Origin of the sequence: Natronococcus roseus (genome assembly GCF_043677095.1) — an archaeon.
In the GTDB taxonomy this organism is placed as follows: domain Archaea; phylum Halobacteriota; class Halobacteria; order Halobacteriales; family Natrialbaceae; genus Natronococcus; species Natronococcus roseus.
This window is the reverse complement of sequence record NZ_JBHLJR010000013.1, coordinates 1-16,849: the sequence shown is the minus strand read 5'-3', so window position 1 is coordinate 16,849 and position 16,849 is coordinate 1. Positions and strand designations below refer to the sequence as shown.

Below are 16,849 nucleotides of genomic sequence, written 5' to 3'. Positions count from 1 at the left end.
TCGTATATGGGTCCAGTTCGGTGGTGCCGAATCGCGGACCGATCGGGCGTCACCGAACTACCAAGGCTCACATCAGAACTCATCTTGCGGCGGACCGCAGGGGTGAGCTCCTCATCTTCTTCGTACTATAACCAAGTTCCCGACCACTACATAAGGCCTTCGAACGCAAGTCTCGCCGACAGGGAGTCACAAACACGTGACGGCGGCCTGAAAGGCGGATTCGGAATATCGGTTCTCGAGCAATTCAGTACTAATAGCCATCCCGAACGATCGCCGGTACCGGACGGTCTTCAGAACCCGAACCACTCGAGTCTGACTTCGGTCCACATTCAACCGAAACGAGCAGAACGAAACGATGACGTTGCGAAATCGCATCCGATCGGCGCCACCGCCGCGGCTTCCGGTTTGTTCGAACGAGTGTCGTTCAACCATGATTCCGGTGTAGTCATCTGAGGCAGTCGGAAGCCACCAAGTTACCGAGGACGAGGTGTCGGGTTCGTTCGCGAGAGCACTGATAGTATCCTCGAAGCAACGAGCAGCCACAGCGGAATCGGGCTCGAGGAGCATCCCGTAGCCAACTCTACTCGGTCCGATCGTCTCGGACTCGACGAAACGCGGCGACGTCGGTCCGGTACTGCTTCGCCCGGGGCGAGCCACCGACGACTCGCTCGCGAGAAACACGTCGGTTCGACGACGGCATTTAGCCCGCCGCAGTCCGTTCGCCGGGGAACCGATACAGTCATCGTTTCTTGTGGAAGGTGTGGTAGCATGAACCAAATTGAGCGATTCGAGGAGATAGACGCACTCCCCGAGGTGGTCTGGGAGGTTCTGGCCGAACTCGAGGACGCGGCGGGGCGAACGGCGATCGAGCGGTCGATCAACGCGATTCCGGTCGTGGGAGGCCGCCTGCGTCCGGAGCGATCGGCGACCGACGGTCGCAACGGGTTCCTCGAGCCGGAGATCCTCATCGCCGAAGAGGACCGTCGGCTCGTCCGTCTCGACCGAGCCGGCGTGCCCTTCGCCTTCGACAGCTACCACGAGTTTCACCTCGAGCCGATCGACGGCGGGAGGCGAACCCGGCTCCTCCAGCGAGAGACCGCCCGGGGTGCGCTCGTTCCGCTGGCGTTCGACGAACGACGGCTCGAGCGGGAGTTCGAGGAGCGAAACCGAACGATCAGGGAGCGAGCCGAGTCGCGAGCGAGAGCATGAGACGAACTGCAGTACCGGGTCGGGCGCGTCCGTATAGCAGCTTGCGGGGGCGCTAAAACTCGACCGGTACGTCTAAACGGTTATCGAGGGAGTTCCCGTAACTCCGCGAGCGAGTCGATCTCGTAGGTCGGCTCCGTCGGGAGGTCGTAGCCGCGGCGGTGGTCCCGGCGAACGAACGCCGCGTCGATTCCGAGGGCGTCGGCCGCGGCGACGTCGACGCGGCTGTCGCCGACGTAGATCGGGTTCTCGGCACCGAGGTCGTCGATCGCGCGCTCGAGGTAGTACGGCTCCGGTTTCTTTCGTTGGACCCCCTCGAGCGTCGGCTCCCGTCCGTACCAGACGTCGAACGGGGCGAGCGAGCAGTGATCGAGGATGTTGCCGATCGTCTCGTGCTGGTTGTTGCTGACGATCGCCGTCGGCTCCTCGAGACGCTCGAGCGCCGTAACATCCTCGTAGGGCCGTTTTCGTCCCTTCCTGAGTTCCTCGAGCTGCGCCTGGATCGCCGCGCGCTCGCGGGCCGCCCAGAGCGTCTCGGGCTCGAGTTCCCGGTCGGCCGCGACAGTTCGAAGGGTGTCGACGTCCGGACCGAGCAGCGTCTCAACCTCGTGGCTCGTCGGCTCCGCGACTCCGACCTCGTCGAAGGCGGCGCGGATCGCCTCGACCAGGACCCCGCGATCGGTCGGTCTCGTCAGCACGCCGTCGTTGTCGAAGACGAATGCGTCGTAGCCCATCCGTTCGATAGAGTAGGGGCCGCGGGGTTTTCTCGGTTGTGTTCGGACCCCCAGTCCCAGCGATCGTCCTTGGATTGAAGTACGGGGGAGCGGCCAGCACCATCGATGGAGACCGAGGATTCGGACGCGAGGACGAGCTGGAGCCGACCGCGGAGGGACGGCGATGGGGCATAGAGCACTCGTCGCCTACGAGCGACCGGACCGGCTCTACGACCTGCGCTACAGCCACTGGGGTGGGACGAGACTGGATCTCGTCGATCGGATCGACGACGAGCGCCCGCTCGCGGACGGTGTCATCGAGGAGTCACCGGTCGCCGAGGCGGTCGCCGGAGAGCGGATCCTCTCGGACTTCCTCGATCCCTGCAAGTACGAGGCGCTGTATCTCGTTCGCGAAGGAGGGAGCGACGGCTACCGCGTCGCCTGGCTCGAGTGGGACGAGCGTCGCGGCGGCGACCGCGGCGCGATCGTCGAACTCGGGCCGGGCGAGGCCGACCGCGAGTTCCGGCGCTGGTTCCGGGCGACGAAGACGGCTCTCGGTGATATCGTCGAACTGTGGCAGTTTCCCCGAGACGCGGCACGGACGTACCTCGAGGCGCGGGTCGTCGAGGAGTACGACGGGATTCCGTACACGTATCGCGGAACGTAGCCGCGCCGAGACAACGCTACACCGACGGGAGCCGACGGCCGAGAGCCGGTGATCGAACGGGATCGTTATACCCCGTCCCCCCGCAGTGGGAGGCGATGGCACGAGTCGACCGACTCCGGGTGTATCCGATCAAGGGACTCGACGGAATCGACCTCGAGCGAGCCGAGTTCGTGGAGGGCGGAACTCTCGCGTTCGACAGGGAGTTCGCGCTCGTCGACGAGAGCGGGGAGGTGGTAAACGGGAAGCGAACGCCGCGCGTCCACGACCTCGAGACCGAGTTCGATCCCGAAACCGGGGCGCTCGCGGTCGAGAGCGACGACGGCGACCGCCGGTGGTTCGATCTGGAAGACGAGCGCGAAGCAACAGAAGACTGGTTCGGCGACGTCTTCGACCTCGAGCTTACCCTCGAACGCAATCGGTCGCTCGGATTCGTCGACCGACGGGAGATGGGGCCGTCGGTGATCAGTACGGCCACCCTCGAGACCGTCGCCGACTGGTTCGACGGGCTGACCGTCGAGAGCGTCCGCCGGCGGATGCGAGCGAACGTCGAGATCGGCGGCGTCGAGCCGTTCTGGGAGGATCGCTTCGTCGGCTCCGGGGCGCCGTCGTTCGCAGCCGGCGACGTCCGGTTCGACGGCGTCACTCCCTGCGGGCGCTGCGTCGTCCCGAAGCGGGACCCAGACAACGGCGAGGAACTGCCGGCGTTCCAGCAGCGATTCGTCGAGAAGCGCCGGGAGACGTTTCCGGAGTGGGCCGACGGGGACGCCTTCGACCACTACTACACGCTGATGCTCATCGCGGACGTTCCCGAACGACACCGGGATCGCGGCCTCGAGGTCGGCGATCCTGTCGAGATCGACGAGGAGTAATCGACGGGGTCAGTCCTCGGCGTCGGCGACCGACCCGGTCTCAAGATCGTACTCCCACTCCCGGTAGCCGCCCTCCATGCTCGCGACGGCGTCGCTGTCGACGTCCTCGAAGCTCCCGATCAGCCGGGCGGCCTGGATCGAACTCTGTCCGATCGGACAGGCGACGACCACGTCGTCGCCCCAGTCGTACTCGTCGATCTCCGTCGCGAGTTTGGCCATCGGCACGTTGATCGCGCCGGGGATGTGTCCCTGCTCGTACTCGGATTCCGATCGGATATCGACGATCTGAACGTCCTCGTCCTCGAGCTTTGCCTTGACGTCTTCGGGTGGAATTTCGGATACCATCGTTGGGTGTCGACGAGTGCCTGCCGTCTCGAGCGTCGGGCCGGACGGATCCGGCGGACACCTCGACGGCGTCGGCTCGTATGCTCTCGATTGGGGGAGCGACCCGTTAACACCTTTCGGTCGGATCCGGTGGGTCGGGATCGACGAACGGGTTCGACGCCACCACCAAGTGGACGAACGAGAAACGATCGGGTATGCCAGAACTGACGTCGCTTTCAGATCTAACCGAGACGCCCCACGTCGAGGTGTTCGACGACGGTGGCGACCCTCGCGCGGTCCGGTTGCACCTCGAGGCCGACGAGCGGATCCCCGAACACCGCCACCCGGAGTCGCACGTGGTCTTTCACCTCCTGTCGGGCTCGCTCGAGCTCTCGCTGGACGGGGAGCCCTACGAACTCGAGGCGGGCGACCTCGTTCGATTCGACGGCGACCGCGAGGTCGCCCCGCACGCCCTCAAGGAGAGCACGGCGGTCGTCGTCTTCGCGTCAGAACCGGAGCCATAGACGGGAGGTCGTTCGCGGCAGCGCTGTCGTGCGATCCAGATATGTATCCACGTTCGTGCATACTAGGTGCAGCCAGGGGCCGTACTGATGGCACAAACACGGGGATTTTTGTCCGTGCGGGACCCTACGGTCGACCATGACTGATGGGCGGGGCGAGACTCCCCGGCGAACAGGAATGACCGAAAAGTGCGGCGTCGTCGGCGTCGCGCTCGACGGTCGCGACGCGGCCCGACCGTTGTACTACGCGCTCTACGCGCTCCAGCACCGCGGCCAGGAGTCCGCGGGCATCGTTACTCACGACGGCTTCCAGCAACACAGCCACGTCGACAGAGGACTGGTCGGCGACGTCTTCGACGAGGGCGACCTCGAGGGGTTGGCCGGCTCGGCGGGGATCGGCCACGTCCGATACCCGACGGCGGGTTCGCTCGACACCTCCTGTGCGCAGCCGTTCTCGGTCTCGTTCAAGAGCGGCTCGCTGGGGCTCTCGCACAACGGCAACCTGGTCAACGCCGACGAGATCCGCGACGAGCTCGCCGCCCTCGGCCACGCCTTCACCAGCGACGGCGACACCGAGGTCATCGCCCACGACCTCGCGCGCAACCTGCTCGAGGAGGACCTCGTCCGCGCCGTCAAGCGCACGATGGGGCGGATCCACGGCTCCTACGCGCTGACGATCAGCCACGATGAGACGGTACTCGGCGTCCGGGATCCCCAGGGAAACCGCCCGTTGTGTATCGGCCGGCTCGAGGACGGCTACATTCTGGCCTCCGAGTCGGCCGCGATCGACACCTTAGACGGAGAGCTGGTCCGGGACGTCCGCCCCGGCGAGCTGGTCGTCCTCGATGCGGACGGACAGGGCTTTGACTCCTACCAGCTCGTCGAGGAGGACAACACCGCTCACTGCTTCTTCGAGCACGTCTACTTCGCCCGCCCGGACAGCGTCATCGACGACACGCTCGTCTACGAGGCGCGTCGCGAGCTCGGCCGAAAGCTCTGGACCGAAAGCGGCGTCGAGACCGACGTCGTCATGCCGGTACCCGACTCCGGGCGCGCGTTCGCCTCGGGGTACGCCGAGGCGGCGGGCGAGACGACCCCCGACGGCGAGGCCCGCCCGGAGGACGACGACGGCGTCGAGTTCGCCGAGGGGCTGATGAAAAACCGCTACGTCGGTCGCACGTTCATCATGCCGACCCAGGACGAGCGCGAGCGCGCGGTTCGCCTGAAGCTCAACCCGATCAAATCGACGATCGAGGGCAAGACCGTCACCGTCATCGACGACTCGATCGTCCGCGGGACGACCTCCACCCAGCTCGTCCAGCTGCTCAAGGACTGTGGCGCCGAGGAGGTCCACGTCCGTATCGGCGCCCCAGAGATCGTCGCCCCCTGCTACATGGGCATCGACATGGCCACCCGCGAGGAGCTGATCGCCTCGGACAAGGACACCGACGAGATCCGCGAGGCCATCGACGCCGACAGCCTCGCCTACCTCTCGACCGACGCGGTCGCCGACGTGCTCGAGACCGAACGCATCGACCTCTGTCTGGGCTGCGTGACGGGGAAGTACCCCTACGATATCGAGGACGAAGAGACCGACCGCGAGGTCTCGCGTCCGAACGTCGGCGGGCGGACGATGCACGCGGACGACTGAGCTCACCAGAGACCGGGGACGAGCCGGTACGGCGTTCGCTCGGCGTACTCGAGGTAATCCCCGTCCAGCGTCTTCCTGAGGGCGCGTTCCTCGACGCGAATTCGGTAGCCGTAGCCCGCCAGCCCAGCCAGCACTGTCGCAGCGATGCTCAACCAGTTGCCGAGAGTTATACCGGCGCCGACCAGCGAGAGCAGGGCGCCGGTGTAGGACGGGTGACGAACCCACCGGTACGGACCCGACTCGATGACTTTGTCGTCCTCCTCGACGGTTACCTCGATCGCGAAGCCGTCTCCGAGCGTGCGAACGGCAGACCGTCGCACGATGACGCCGAGCAGGATCGTCCCCGGCCCGAGCCAGAACGCCGCGGTCGGTGCGGGAACCTGTAGGGCGGGCACGAGCTGAGACGACAGGACGGCCGCGAGGACGCCTTCAATGACGGCCGCGCCGATGGCGTATTTCGACCCCGGTCCTGCGTCTCTTCGTCCGGACCCCGGTGACGGAGTGCGATCGACCAGTCCGAGGCGATCCAGACGCCGACGACGAGAAAGAAGACGAGCAGTGGTAGCGATTGCGTCCCGAGCCGCGGGAGCATACGGAACGGTTTTTTCCGACCGGCATAAGTGTCTGGTCGGTGCCAATTTCGTCCCGGGCTCCGACGGGATCGGTGACGACGACGGTCGGCTACCCGCCCACGATCGAACCGCCGTTGATGTGCAGCGTCTGTCCGCTCACGTACGAGGAGTCCTCGCAGGCGAGGTAGACGTACGCCGGGCCGAGTTCGCTTGGCTGGCCCGGACGACCCATCGGGACGTCCTGGCCGAACTCCTCGACGGCCTCGGGGTCGTAGTCGCCGATCGTCGCGGGGATCAGCGGCGTCCAGATCGGGCCGGGCGCGACCTGGTTGACGCGAATCCCTTCGGGGGCGAGCTGCTGGGACAGCGATCGCGTGAAGGCGACGATCGCGCCCTTCGTCGTCGAGTAATCCACGAGCATATCGTTGCCCGCGAACGCGTTCACCGAGGTCGTGTTGACGATCGTATCGCCGTCCTCGAGATGGGGCAGCGCCTCCCGGGTCAGGTAGAAGTAGCCGTGCATGTTCGTCGCGAACGTCTCCTCCCACTGCTCGTCGGTGATATCGGTCAGATCGGTCTTGACCACCTGGGCCGCTGCGTTGTTCACGAGGACGTTAAGATCGCCGAGCTCGTCGACGATCTCCTCGATGGCCGCCTGGCAGAACGCACTGTCGCGGACGTCACCCGAGATGGTCAGACTCTCCTGACCCTCGTCCTCGATCATCTCCGCGGTCGTCTCGGCGTCTTCCTCCTCGTCTAAGTACATGACGGCGACGTCGGCGCCCTCGCGGGCGAAGTGGACCGCCGCGGCCCGGCCGATCCCGCTGTCCCCGCCGGTGACGACGGCGACCTTCCCCTCGAGCTTGCCGCTGCCCTCGTAGTCCTCGCGGATGAACTCGGCGGGCGGCTCCATCTCGCTCTCGAGGCCGGGCTGGCGGTCCTGCTGTTGGGGTTCGACCGCTTCGGCCTTCTCGCGGGCTTGCTCGTGTGTCATGTCCAGCGCTACCTTCCGACGACTGTTGGACGTGTGCGTTGCGAGCGAAGGCACCCTCGGGATCACCGACTGCAGGCCCTCACCCGCCTCGACCCCGGCGCGCGTAGAGGATCCCCGCGAGGAGGGCGACCGCGACCAGGCCGAACAGCGGCCGGATCGGATCGACGTAGGTCGCGAGCCAGGAGCTCCCGAACAGCGCGACGAGGACGGCGTTGCAGTGGGGGCAGGCGACGGCGAAGAAGCCGCCCGCGGCGCCGGCGTATCCGCAGGCGTCGCCGGAGCAGTCGTCGATCGCCGTCCGCTGTGCGGCGTAGGCGCCGGCGAGAGCGGTCGTCAGCAACAGAAACCCGTAGTCGAGCGGCGTCCGCGGAACCATCCGCTCGAAGATCGGCGTCGGGACGAGCCCGGTGACGACGCCCGTCACCGCGAAAAAGGCGCCGCCGACGAGGAGCCCGTTTCGAACGGCCCTCCGGGTCAGTTGCACGGCTGATCGTTCGGCCCTCGAGACGAAAAGCCGTCGGTTCGGCTCAGTAGCCGACGTGCAGGAGCGCGTAGACGACGATCCCCAGCGAGAAGGAGATCAGCCACAGGGCTGCCGCGATCCGGCCGACTCGAGCGTGGTTCGTCCGCGCCAGCTCCCCGGGCGAGTACGCCCCCGCCAGCAGGAGCGCGTGGTAGACGAGCGGGATGCAGACCACCGCGAGCAGGATGTGGATCGCCAGGATCGGCAGGTAGACGAACTGGTAGACGGCGTCGGGACCGGGAAACGGCTGCGGCCCGCCCGTCGCGACCAGCCGGTAGAGGTAGAGGGTTAGAAACGCCGCGAACAGACCGAACGAGGTGAGCATCGCGATCCGGTGGCGATCGATCCGCCCGCGCCGGATCGCCCGCCAGCCGTACGCGATCGTCGCGATGGCCGTCGCGCTGATCACGACGTTGACGTGGGGGATCAGCTCGAGGAACCACTCGGGCGCGGCGGGTACCGTCGACTGTGGAATCTGCCCGCCCGCAGCCGCGAAGACAACCGCCAGCGAGGCGACGCTCAGAACGGCCGTGAGCGAACGGACCCGCTCTCGAGGAACGTACTCCATGTCCGGGAGTTCGACTGGGCGGGGAAAGCGGTTGCTGTCTCTCGACGTGACTCGAGCGACGAGCGCCGTCGCTCTCGAGTGGAACGTTCCTCAGAAGTTATGCGTGGGTGATGTCCGCGAAGGGAGATCACCTGCATCGACTCGCTCGGCGGCGTGGCCGCCTCGCGTATCGCGGTCCCAAGGGACCGCGCGTGCGATGCGTGGGACCGGATTTGAACCGGCGGACCCCTACGGGACAGCGCCCTCAACGCTGCGCCGTTGGCCTAGCTTGGCTACCCACGCTCGCGTTCTCTTTCTGCACTCAATCGTATCCAGCGTGATTATAAAAGCCCTTTCCTTTGAGTCGGCGCCTGCGTCCGAATCACACGGAATCGGCCGAGGGCGCCGTCCTCCGATCCGGGCAACGATACGAGCCGTCCGTCCGGGCGCCTTCGGGACGTCCGGTCGTAGCTACCGTATAGTTAAAATGCGACAGATTCCAACGTACGGTATGGCTAAGTACTCGACCGGTTCGTCCGGTGGCGGCGGCGGGACGAACTGCGAACTCTGTGGCGCCGAGAGCGACTCGCTTCGGCGCGCGCAGGTCGCCGGTGCCGAACTCGAGGTCTGTCCGGACTGTGCGCCACACGACGACGCACAGAAACGCAGCGGAGGACGCGGGGGTCGCGGCGGCTCCAGTTCACAGGGAAGCGGGCAGGACGACGGGCCCAGCCGGAAACAGAAAGCGGCCCAGAACGTCGCGAAGGCCAACCCCGTCTGGGACGGCGACTCCGAACACTGGGAGAAGGAAGGGACGAACTACGACGACGATCCGTTGCCCTACCTGGTCTCCGACTACGGGTCGGTGCTCGTCGAGGCGCGCCGGGAGGCCGGGTACCAGCGCGAGGAACTCGCCGAGGAGCTCGACGTCCCCGAGAAGGACCTGCTGGCGATCGAGCAGGGTCGGGCGACCCAGGCCGGCGTCGGCGGCGGCCTGATCGACGCCCTCGAGGAAACCCTCGACGTCTCGCTCGCGGAGTAGCGCCGAAAGAACGTCGACTTCCCGCTCGTTTTCTGTTCGGGCTACGGCGGATCGAGCGCAGGCTCGTCAGCGGTAGCGTCCGGGACGTCGCTCCCCTCGAGCGCCGTCGCCGTCGCGAGCCGGATTGCGTGGGGCCACCCCAGCGGCGTCGCACTGTCGGGCATCCCGTCGTCGAAGAACTGTTCGGGCAGGTACTCACCCTCGCTTCGCAGCGGCCCGCCCGGGGTGACGAGTTCCAGCAGCGCTCGAGCACGAGCGTCGAACTCCGGGGCGGCGTCGTGGCCCGCCGCGGCGAGCAGCTCGTGGAGCTCCGCCGACGCGTGAGCGCCCCACGCGGTCGTCACCGTCCAGATCTTCGGCACCCCCTGATCGGCGACCCGCCAGGGATCGTCCTCGAAGCGAGCGAGACCCTCGATCGGGCCTTCGGGATCGCGGTAGAGTCCATCGGTCGTCGTCTCGAGGTGGGAGGTGAGGCGCCCGAGTCGCTCGTCGTCGACGGTTCCGATCGCGGCGTACTCGTGGTGGGCTGCCGCCAGCGCGAGCGTGCTCCCGTCAAGTCGGTCGTCGAGGTCGCCGTCCTCGAGTCGGAGCGCGTAACAGCCCCGCTCGGGCACCCACAGCGCGTCGAGCCCCTCGTAGACCGTTCGCGCGCTCTCGCGTGCGCGCGCCGTGACGTCGTCCGGTAGCGGGGCCCGGGCGATCGCGGCGTAGGCCTCGAGATACGTCGCGGCGGTGTGGGTGAAGCGCCCGGTCATGTTCTCCCAGGCATTTTGGACCCGTCCGGGGAGGCCGTCGGCCTCGAGGGTGTCGTCGAGTCCCTCGAGCGCGGCGACGACGGCCTCGCGGACGCGCTCGTCGTCGTCGATCACCCGGAGGTACGTCGCGAGGGAGGCCGCGACGCTGGCGGTCTGGTCGGCCTGGTAGTCGATCGAGTCGGCCTCCTCGAGGCGGCCGTGGGCCCAGCCGGGGGCGAGGCTTCCGTCGTCGGGCCAGACCCGGTGGGGCCAGGTGCCGTCCTCGAGCTGGGTCTCGACGTAGAAGCGGGCGCTGGCGGCGTGCCACTCGTCGAGTCCGAGCCCCGCCCGCCGATCGGCCTCGAGCAGGAAGCCGGCGATCTCGGCGTCATCGCGAAACCAGGTGTAGCCGTACCCGCCCGAGTGCCGGTAGAAGGGATCGAACTCGGGACCGGCGATTCGGGCTCCCGACGGCGCTCGGAGCAAGGAGAGCGCACGGAGGTCCGCAAAGCCGCCGTCGATCCCCGGTGTCGTCTCGGGGAGCCGGTCTCGGGCCTGCCGTCGCCCCGCCTCGAGCAGCGCCTCGGGGTCGGCGTGCGCGTCGACATCCGCCCGAACGCGCTCGAGGGCGTCCGCCCGGTCGTCCGTCGAGAGCAGGGTTGCGATCGTCGCGGTCGGCTCCGACCCCGAGAGCTCGACGTCGACCATCGCTATCGGACTCAGGCGATCCTCCTCGTAGCGATCGTCGCTCCCGGGTCGTGGAAACGGGACGGGGTCGTCGTCGAGTATCTCCTCGAACCGGATCGAGGGGTGGCCGATACCCGAGAGATCGGTCGAGGCCGTGAGGAGGTCCCGCTCGTTGCGGTGGTGGACCTCGACGGCGTCGCCGTGGCGGAGCTGGCCGATCCGGCTCGTCTGGTTGTCGGGAGCGAACCCGACGCAGGCCCGGATCGCCGCCTCGACGTCGTCCGCCCCCTCGAGTGTAAATGCCGTGAGGTGGAGTCGGCCGAGCGTCAGGTCGTACTGTCGACAGGTCCGATCGCCGACCTCGTGGACGGTCTCGACGACCGCGGTGTCGCCGACGTACCGCTGGGTGCCGTCGTCGAACCAGGAGACGTCGCCGTCGATCTCGAGGCCGAAGCGGGAGCGTTCGATCCCCGCGAGCCCGGACAGCGGGTACGAGTAGTCTCTGAGCGAGCCGTTCGGGGCGACGTGGACCAGCCGATCGTCCAGCCCGGAGAACAGCCCCGCGGTCGAGCGACGCTCACCGGAGAACCGGCGAGGGTCGCCGCGGGAGCGCTTGACGTCGTCGAGGGCGTCGTGCAGTTCCATCGCGTCTGCGTTCGAACTCCGCCGGCTAAAGTTTGTTGAAAAATGTGTTCTTACTTTGTGAACTCGGGTGAGAGCGGCGCCGATTCGGCAGTCGGACCGATCGGGAATCTTTTACAGCGATCGGTCGATCGTTGGAGTGAGAAACACATGGACGACGACGACCTCACCGGGTTGCTCGAGCGGTTCGGCCTCTCGGCGAAGGAGATCGACACCTACCTCGCGATCCTCGAGCACGGGGAGTCGAAGGCGAGCACGATCGCCGACGCCGCCGACGTCTCCAAGCGGTACGTCTACAGCATCAGCGAGGAACTCGAGGGGCGAGGGTTCGTCGAGGTCGACGATCACTCGGTGCCGACGCTGATCAGACCGGTGGCGCCCGAGACGGTCGTCGATCGGCTCACGCGCAGCGTCGAGGAGATCGAACCCGAGATCAGATCCCGCTACACCGAAACCGAGCGAGCGGGCGAGCAGTTCGAGGTGATCAAGTCCCGGCAGACGGTTCTCAAGCGGATCCGAAGCCTGCTCGCCGACGCCGAGAACGAGGTGACGCTGTCGCTGCCCGCCGAGGTGTTACCCCACGTCCGCGGGACCCTCGAGGAGACCGTCGACCGCGGGGTGCTCGTCCTGCTGTTGCTCGGGGGCGCCGAGAGCGAGCGCCAGGATATCGCCTCGCTGGCCGGCACCGCGAGTACGGTTCGAACCTGGGACGCGCTGGTGCCGACGATGCTGACGGTCGACCGACGACACGGGCTGCTCGCGCCCAGCGAGTTGCTGACCGACTCGACGAGCGAGACCCGGGCGATCTCGCTCACCCAGGAACAGCTCGCGCCCGTGCTGGCGGGCTCGTTCCTGGCGAACTACTGGCCGACCGCAGAGGAGCGCTACGTCACCGCTGCTCGCGAACTTCCGCAGACTTACGAGGGATTTCGGAACGCGGTCTTCCAGATCGCGCTCCACCGGGCGGCCGACACCCGGCTCGAGGCGACCGTTACCGGCTCCCCCATCGGCGACCGGGAGCTGCCCGCGACGCTAACCGGAGAGATCGTCGACGTTCGCCAGAGCCTCGTTCGCCCCGCCACCTCGACGCTGCCGATCGAGAACTCGGTTACGCTCGAGGTCGACGGCGAACGGTACACGATCGGGGGTTCGGGCGCCTTCCTCGAGGAGTTCGAGGCCGACTCGGTGACGATCCGCCCGCTCGAGGCTGAGTAGGCGGCTCGGCAACTTTCTTGACCGGGGGCCGCGAACCCGCTCGTAATGAACGCTCTTTCGCGACCGAGTGAACGTTCGACGAGCGCGCGACCGACGATCACCCGAGCGAGCACCGACGGAGGTCGCCGATGAGTTCGCCGGACGCCGTCAAGGAACGAATCGTCGAGAGCGGCGCGCTCGCCGTCCTTCGCGGGGTCGGCGAGGACGACGTCGTTCCAGTTGCCCGCGCGATGTCCGAGGCCGGCGTGGGCGCGCTCGAGGTGACCGCGGACGGGACGCGAACGTACGAGAAGCTCGCGGCGATCGATCGCGAACTCGAGGGGACGGACACCGTCGTCGGCGCGGGCACCGTTCTGGACGCCGCCAGCGCCCAGTCGGTGATCGACGCGGGCGCCGAGTTCGTCGTCTCCCCCCACGTCGATCCCGAGGTCGTGACCGTCTGTAACCGCCACGGCGTGCTCTCGGCGCCCGGCGTCATGACGCCGACCGAGGCCGTCACCGCGATCGACGCGGGTGCGGACGTACTGAAGATGTTCCCGGCCTCGACGGTCGGTCCCGGACACATCGGCGCCCTGCAGGGCCCGCTTGGCGACGTCGACGTGATCCCGACCGGCGGGATCGGGACCGACAACGTCGCCGACTACCTCGAGGCCGGCGCGGTCGCCGTCGGCGCCGGGAGCGCGATCGTCGACTACGACGCGATCGCCGACGGCGACATGGAGCAAGTTCGCGAGACGGCCGCCGCGTTCGTCGAGGCCGTCGAGGACGCGCGGAGCGAGTAACGGTTTCGGTCGACAGCTTTCTTGCGAACTCGAGAGGAGGGTAGCGACGGTGCTCGAGGCGGAGTAGCGGCGGCTCTCGAGCCCGCGGGCCGCGTCAGCCGAGTCCGCGAATCGGTACCGACGGTCCCCCAACCGCCGTTCAAATATTTACTACAGATAGCGTAATCTTTTATTCGCTCGGCTCGTACGTCGAGCTATGAAGGCGATCGCAGTCGAACCGGGCGCCGGCGAACCGACCGTCGTCGAGCGCCCGCTCCCCGAACCGAGCGACGGCGAGGCGCTCGTCCGGACGCTCCGCGTCGGCGTCGACGGCACCGACCACGAGGTCATCGCGGGCCACCACGGCGAGGTGCCGCCCGGCGAGGATCGCCTCGTGCTGGGTCACGAGGCCGTCGGCGTCGTCGAGGATCCGAACGGCACCGATCTCGAGGAGGGCGACTACGTCGTCCCGACGGTGCGTCGGCCGCCCAACGGCACCAACGAGTTCTTCGAGCGCGGCGAACCCGACATGGCTCGCGAGGGGGAGTACCTCGAGCGGGGCATCGTCGGCGCCCACGGCTTCATGGCGGAGTACTTCACGAGTCCCGCCGAGACGCTCGTCCCGATCCCCGAACGGCTCGCCCACCTCGGATTCCTGGTCGAGCCGATCAGCGTCTCCGAGAAGGCGATCGAACACGCCGTCGCCTCCCGCTCGGCGTTCGAGTGGGAGCCCGAGTCCGCGCTCGTTCTGGGCAACGGCTCGCTCGGCCTGCTGACGCTCGCGATGCTCGAGACGACGCTCGGCTTCGATCGCACGTACTGTCTCGGTCGACGGGACCGCCCCGATCCGACGATCGACATCGTCGAGGAACTCGGTTCGACCTACGTCGACTCGCGGGAGACGCCGGTCCCCGAGATCCCCGCCGAGCACGAGTCGGTCGACTTCGTCTACGAGGCGACCGGCTACGCGAAACACGCCTTCGAGACGATCGAGGCGCTCGCGCCCAACGGCGTCGGCGCCCTGCTGGGCGTCCCCGAGTCCTGGTCGTTCGAGGTCGACGGCGGTTGCCTCCACCGGGAGTTCGTCCTGCAGAACAAGGCGCTCGTGGGCTCGGTCAACTCCCACCGCGGCCACTTCGAGGCCGCCACCGACACGCTCGAGGGACTGCCAGAGTGGCTGTTCGACGACCTCGTCACGGGCGTCTACGGACTCGACGAGTACGAGCGGGCGTTCGAGACCGGCGACGACGTCGTGAAGACGGCCGTCGAGTTCGCGCCCCTCGAGTAAGGCCTCGAGGACGGCTCGAGCCGTTCGGACGCCGCGTACGATTCAGCGGCTATCGGCACGTAGTGCCGACAGTACTACTCGTATGCCAGAGAGTGTGTCCCGAAATAGAAACAATTACCCGATCACGAGTGAGTACTGCCCTCCATGGGAGTCGACTACTCGAAGCTACACGATCCGAACGCGGAGTACACGATGCGGGAGCTCTCCGCGGAGACGATGGGCGTAACGGGTGAGCGCGGCAACGGCCGCGACGTCGAGATCACCGACGTCCAGACGACGATGATCGACGGCAACTTCCCGTGGACGCTCGTCCGGATCTACACCGACGCCGGCATCGTCGGCACCGGCGAGGCCTACTGGGGTGCCGGCGCACCGGAGCTCATCGAGCGAATGAAGCCGTTCCTGCGGGGCGAGAACCCGCTCGACATCGATCGGCTCACCGAACACCTCGTCCAGAAGATGTCCGGCGAGGGCTCGCTCGGCGGGGTCACCGTCACCGCGATCTCGGGCATCGAGGTCGCGCTGCACGATCTGGCGGGCAAGATCCTCGAGGTGCCGGCCTACCAGCTGCTCGGCGGCAAGTACCGCGACGAGGTGCGGGTCTACTGCGACTGTCACACGGAGGAGGAGGCCGACCCCGCCGCCTGCGCCGACGAGGCGGAACGCGTCGTCGAGGATCTGGGCTACGACGCCCTGAAGTTCGACCTCGACGTCCCGTCGGGCCACGAGAAGGACCGCGCCAACCGCCACCTGCGCGGCGTCGAGATCGAGCACAAGGCCAGCATCGTCGAGGCGATCACCGAGCGCGTCGGCCACCGCGCCGACGTCGCCTTCGACTGCCACTGGACGTTCTCGGGCGGCAGCGGGAAGCGTCTCGCCCAGCGTCTTGAGGAGTACGACGTCTGGTGGCTCGAGGACCCCGTCCCGCCGGAGAACCACGACGTCCAGCGGGAGGTCACCCAGAGCACGTCGACCCCGATCACCGTCGGCGAGAACGTCTACCGCAAGCACGGCCAGCGCAGCCTCATCGAGAACCAGGCCGTCGACATCATCGCGCCCGACATGCCCAAGGTCGGCGGCATGCGCGAGACCCGGAAGATCGCCGACCTCGCGGACATGTACTACATCCCGGTCGCGATGCACAACGTCTCCTCGCCAGTCGCGACGATGGCCAGCGCCCACGTCGGCGCCGCCATCTCGAACTCCCTGGCGGTGGAGTACCACTCCTACGAACTCGACTGGTGGGAGGACATCGTCCAGGAGGACGTCATCGAGGACGGCTACATCGATATCCCCGAGGAGCCCGGTCTCGGCGTCACCCTCGACATGGACGTCGTCGAGGAGCAGATGGTCGAGGGTGAGGAGTTGTTCGACGAGGAGTAGCTCGTCGAGTCAGCGAATCTCTGATTTGTGCTATTCGGCGAGGAACAATAGCAGATCGGAGTACAGTTTATTTATTCAGATCGGTGTGAGAGGGTCACGTTACGCACAGGGAATTGATATAGCGGTCGGTACAAGCCAACTACTCAGCACAGGTTGACATCCGCAAAAGGTGAACATTAGGGAGGGATTCGTGGGAGCCGTGCTTGCTCAACCCAGAACCTCTCAAGAACATCTACAAGAGAAATGAACTCGTCAGGATCTGTTGGCTTTGTCAGATAGGCGTTAGCGCGGGCATCATAGCACCGCGCAATATCCTCCTCAGCCTCCGAACTTGTGAGCATAAGTACAGGCAGCGGTTTGAGCCGGGGATTATCCCGGATCATTTCGAGGACTTCACATCCGTCTCGACCGGGAAGGTTCAGATCCAGCAGGCTGAGATCGGGAAGTTCGTTATCTGCGGACTCACGTAAGAACTCCACAGCGTCATCACCATTAGTGACTGACTGTAAT

Annotated in this window: 18 protein-coding genes and 1 tRNA gene; 10 read left to right on the top strand and 9 right to left on the bottom strand. The window is 66.8% G+C overall.

The features are described 5' to 3' along the window. The first annotated feature begins 768 nt into the window (after positions 1 to 768). On the top strand, positions 769 to 1,209 hold the full coding sequence (locus ACFEMD_RS21905) for a polyketide cyclase/dehydrase (protein WP_394743402.1): 441 nt from the start codon (positions 769 to 771) through the stop codon (positions 1,207 to 1,209). 80 nt (positions 1,210 to 1,289) lie between these two features. Here ACFEMD_RS21905 and ACFEMD_RS21900 read toward each other — a convergent pair whose 3' ends face one another. Further along, the gene (locus ACFEMD_RS21900; RefSeq protein ID WP_394743400.1) at positions 1,290 to 1,940 is read right to left on the bottom strand and encodes an HAD family hydrolase; all 651 of its coding nucleotides are present in this window, start codon (positions 1,938 to 1,940) and stop codon (positions 1,290 to 1,292) included. 163 nt (positions 1,941 to 2,103) lie between these two features. On the opposite strand from ACFEMD_RS21900, the gene ACFEMD_RS21895 reads away from it, so the two are divergent. Both ACFEMD_RS21895 and ACFEMD_RS21890 read left to right on the top strand, forming a co-directional pair. Then, positions 2,104 to 2,586, top strand: a complete 483-nt coding sequence (locus ACFEMD_RS21895; RefSeq protein WP_394743399.1) for a DUF6735 family protein — start codon at positions 2,104 to 2,106, stop codon at positions 2,584 to 2,586. A gap of 95 nt (positions 2,587 to 2,681) precedes the next feature. After that, positions 2,682 to 3,455 carry an MOSC domain-containing protein gene (locus tag ACFEMD_RS21890; protein WP_394743398.1) on the top strand — a complete coding sequence of 258 codons (774 nt, stop codon included), beginning with the start codon at positions 2,682 to 2,684 and terminating at the stop codon, positions 3,453 to 3,455. Positions 3,456 to 3,464: 9 nt separating this feature from the next. Here ACFEMD_RS21890 and ACFEMD_RS21885 read toward each other — a convergent pair whose 3' ends face one another. Then, entirely contained in the window at positions 3,465 to 3,800 is a 336-nt protein-coding gene (locus tag ACFEMD_RS21885) for a rhodanese-like domain-containing protein (RefSeq protein WP_394743397.1), read from the bottom strand. A 194-nt stretch (positions 3,801 to 3,994) separates the two neighbouring features. Between ACFEMD_RS21885 and ACFEMD_RS21880 the strand changes: the two genes are divergently transcribed. Then, positions 3,995 to 4,303: a cupin domain-containing protein gene (locus ACFEMD_RS21880; protein WP_394743396.1), complete on the top strand. Its 309-nt coding sequence runs from the start codon at positions 3,995 to 3,997 to the stop codon at positions 4,301 to 4,303. A gap of 175 nt (positions 4,304 to 4,478) precedes the next feature. Then, positions 4,479 to 5,951: an amidophosphoribosyltransferase gene (purF, locus tag ACFEMD_RS21875; RefSeq protein ID WP_394743404.1), complete on the top strand. Its 1,473-nt coding sequence runs from the start codon at positions 4,479 to 4,481 to the stop codon at positions 5,949 to 5,951. Between the two features lie 2 nt (positions 5,952 to 5,953). Here purF and ACFEMD_RS21870 read toward each other — a convergent pair whose 3' ends face one another. From ACFEMD_RS21870 to ACFEMD_RS21850, 5 genes are all read right to left on the bottom strand, one after another. Then, positions 5,954 to 6,346, bottom strand: coding sequence for a methyltransferase family protein (locus ACFEMD_RS21870; protein ID WP_394743395.1), 393 nt, complete (start codon positions 6,344 to 6,346; stop codon positions 5,954 to 5,956). A 286-nt stretch (positions 6,347 to 6,632) separates the two neighbouring features. Continuing rightward, positions 6,633 to 7,517 (bottom strand): SDR family oxidoreductase, encoded by an 885-nt coding sequence (locus ACFEMD_RS21865; RefSeq protein WP_394743393.1) that lies wholly within the window; start codon positions 7,515 to 7,517, stop codon positions 6,633 to 6,635. Positions 7,518 to 7,596: 79 nt separating this feature from the next. Continuing rightward, entirely contained in the window at positions 7,597 to 8,001 is a 405-nt protein-coding gene (locus ACFEMD_RS21860; RefSeq protein WP_394743392.1) for a hypothetical protein, read from the bottom strand. Positions 8,002 to 8,044: 43 nt separating this feature from the next. After that, positions 8,045 to 8,608, bottom strand: a complete 564-nt coding sequence (locus tag ACFEMD_RS21855; RefSeq protein ID WP_394743391.1) for a DUF420 domain-containing protein — start codon at positions 8,606 to 8,608, stop codon at positions 8,045 to 8,047. 197 nt (positions 8,609 to 8,805) lie between these two features. Beyond that, positions 8,806 to 8,890, bottom strand: a tRNA-Leu gene (locus tag ACFEMD_RS21850). Positions 8,891 to 9,098: 208 nt separating this feature from the next. On the opposite strand from ACFEMD_RS21850, the gene ACFEMD_RS21845 reads away from it, so the two are divergent. Further along, entirely contained in the window at positions 9,099 to 9,629 is a 531-nt protein-coding gene (locus ACFEMD_RS21845) for a multiprotein-bridging factor 1 family protein (RefSeq protein ID WP_394743390.1), read from the top strand. A gap of 41 nt (positions 9,630 to 9,670) precedes the next feature. Here the strand turns inward: ACFEMD_RS21845 and ACFEMD_RS21840 are convergent, their stop codons facing one another. Continuing rightward, on the bottom strand, positions 9,671 to 11,695 hold the full coding sequence (locus ACFEMD_RS21840; protein ID WP_394743389.1) for a glycoside hydrolase family 15 protein: 2,025 nt from the start codon (positions 11,693 to 11,695) through the stop codon (positions 9,671 to 9,673). Positions 11,696 to 11,842: 147 nt separating this feature from the next. On the opposite strand from ACFEMD_RS21840, the gene ACFEMD_RS21835 reads away from it, so the two are divergent. The 4 genes from ACFEMD_RS21835 (at position 11,843) to ACFEMD_RS21820 (ending at position 16,339) form a co-directional block, all read left to right on the top strand. Further along, the gene (locus ACFEMD_RS21835) at positions 11,843 to 12,907 is read left to right on the top strand and encodes a TrmB family transcriptional regulator (protein ID WP_394743388.1); all 1,065 of its coding nucleotides are present in this window, start codon (positions 11,843 to 11,845) and stop codon (positions 12,905 to 12,907) included. A 128-nt stretch (positions 12,908 to 13,035) separates the two neighbouring features. Next, positions 13,036 to 13,689: a bifunctional 4-hydroxy-2-oxoglutarate aldolase/2-dehydro-3-deoxy-phosphogluconate aldolase gene (locus tag ACFEMD_RS21830; RefSeq protein WP_394743387.1), complete on the top strand. Its 654-nt coding sequence runs from the start codon at positions 13,036 to 13,038 to the stop codon at positions 13,687 to 13,689. A gap of 196 nt (positions 13,690 to 13,885) precedes the next feature. Further along, a complete protein-coding gene (locus ACFEMD_RS21825) occupies positions 13,886 to 14,956 on the top strand; it encodes a glucose 1-dehydrogenase (protein WP_394743386.1) in 1,071 nt (356 codons plus the stop codon). Between the two features lie 144 nt (positions 14,957 to 15,100). Further along, positions 15,101 to 16,339: a mandelate racemase/muconate lactonizing enzyme family protein gene (locus tag ACFEMD_RS21820; RefSeq protein WP_394743385.1), complete on the top strand. Its 1,239-nt coding sequence runs from the start codon at positions 15,101 to 15,103 to the stop codon at positions 16,337 to 16,339. Between the two features lie 176 nt (positions 16,340 to 16,515). On the opposite strand, the gene ACFEMD_RS21815 is transcribed toward ACFEMD_RS21820, so the two are convergent. Continuing rightward, a partial coding sequence (locus ACFEMD_RS21815) for a response regulator (protein ID WP_394743384.1) occupies positions 16,516 to 16,849 on the bottom strand: 334 nt, incomplete at its 5' end.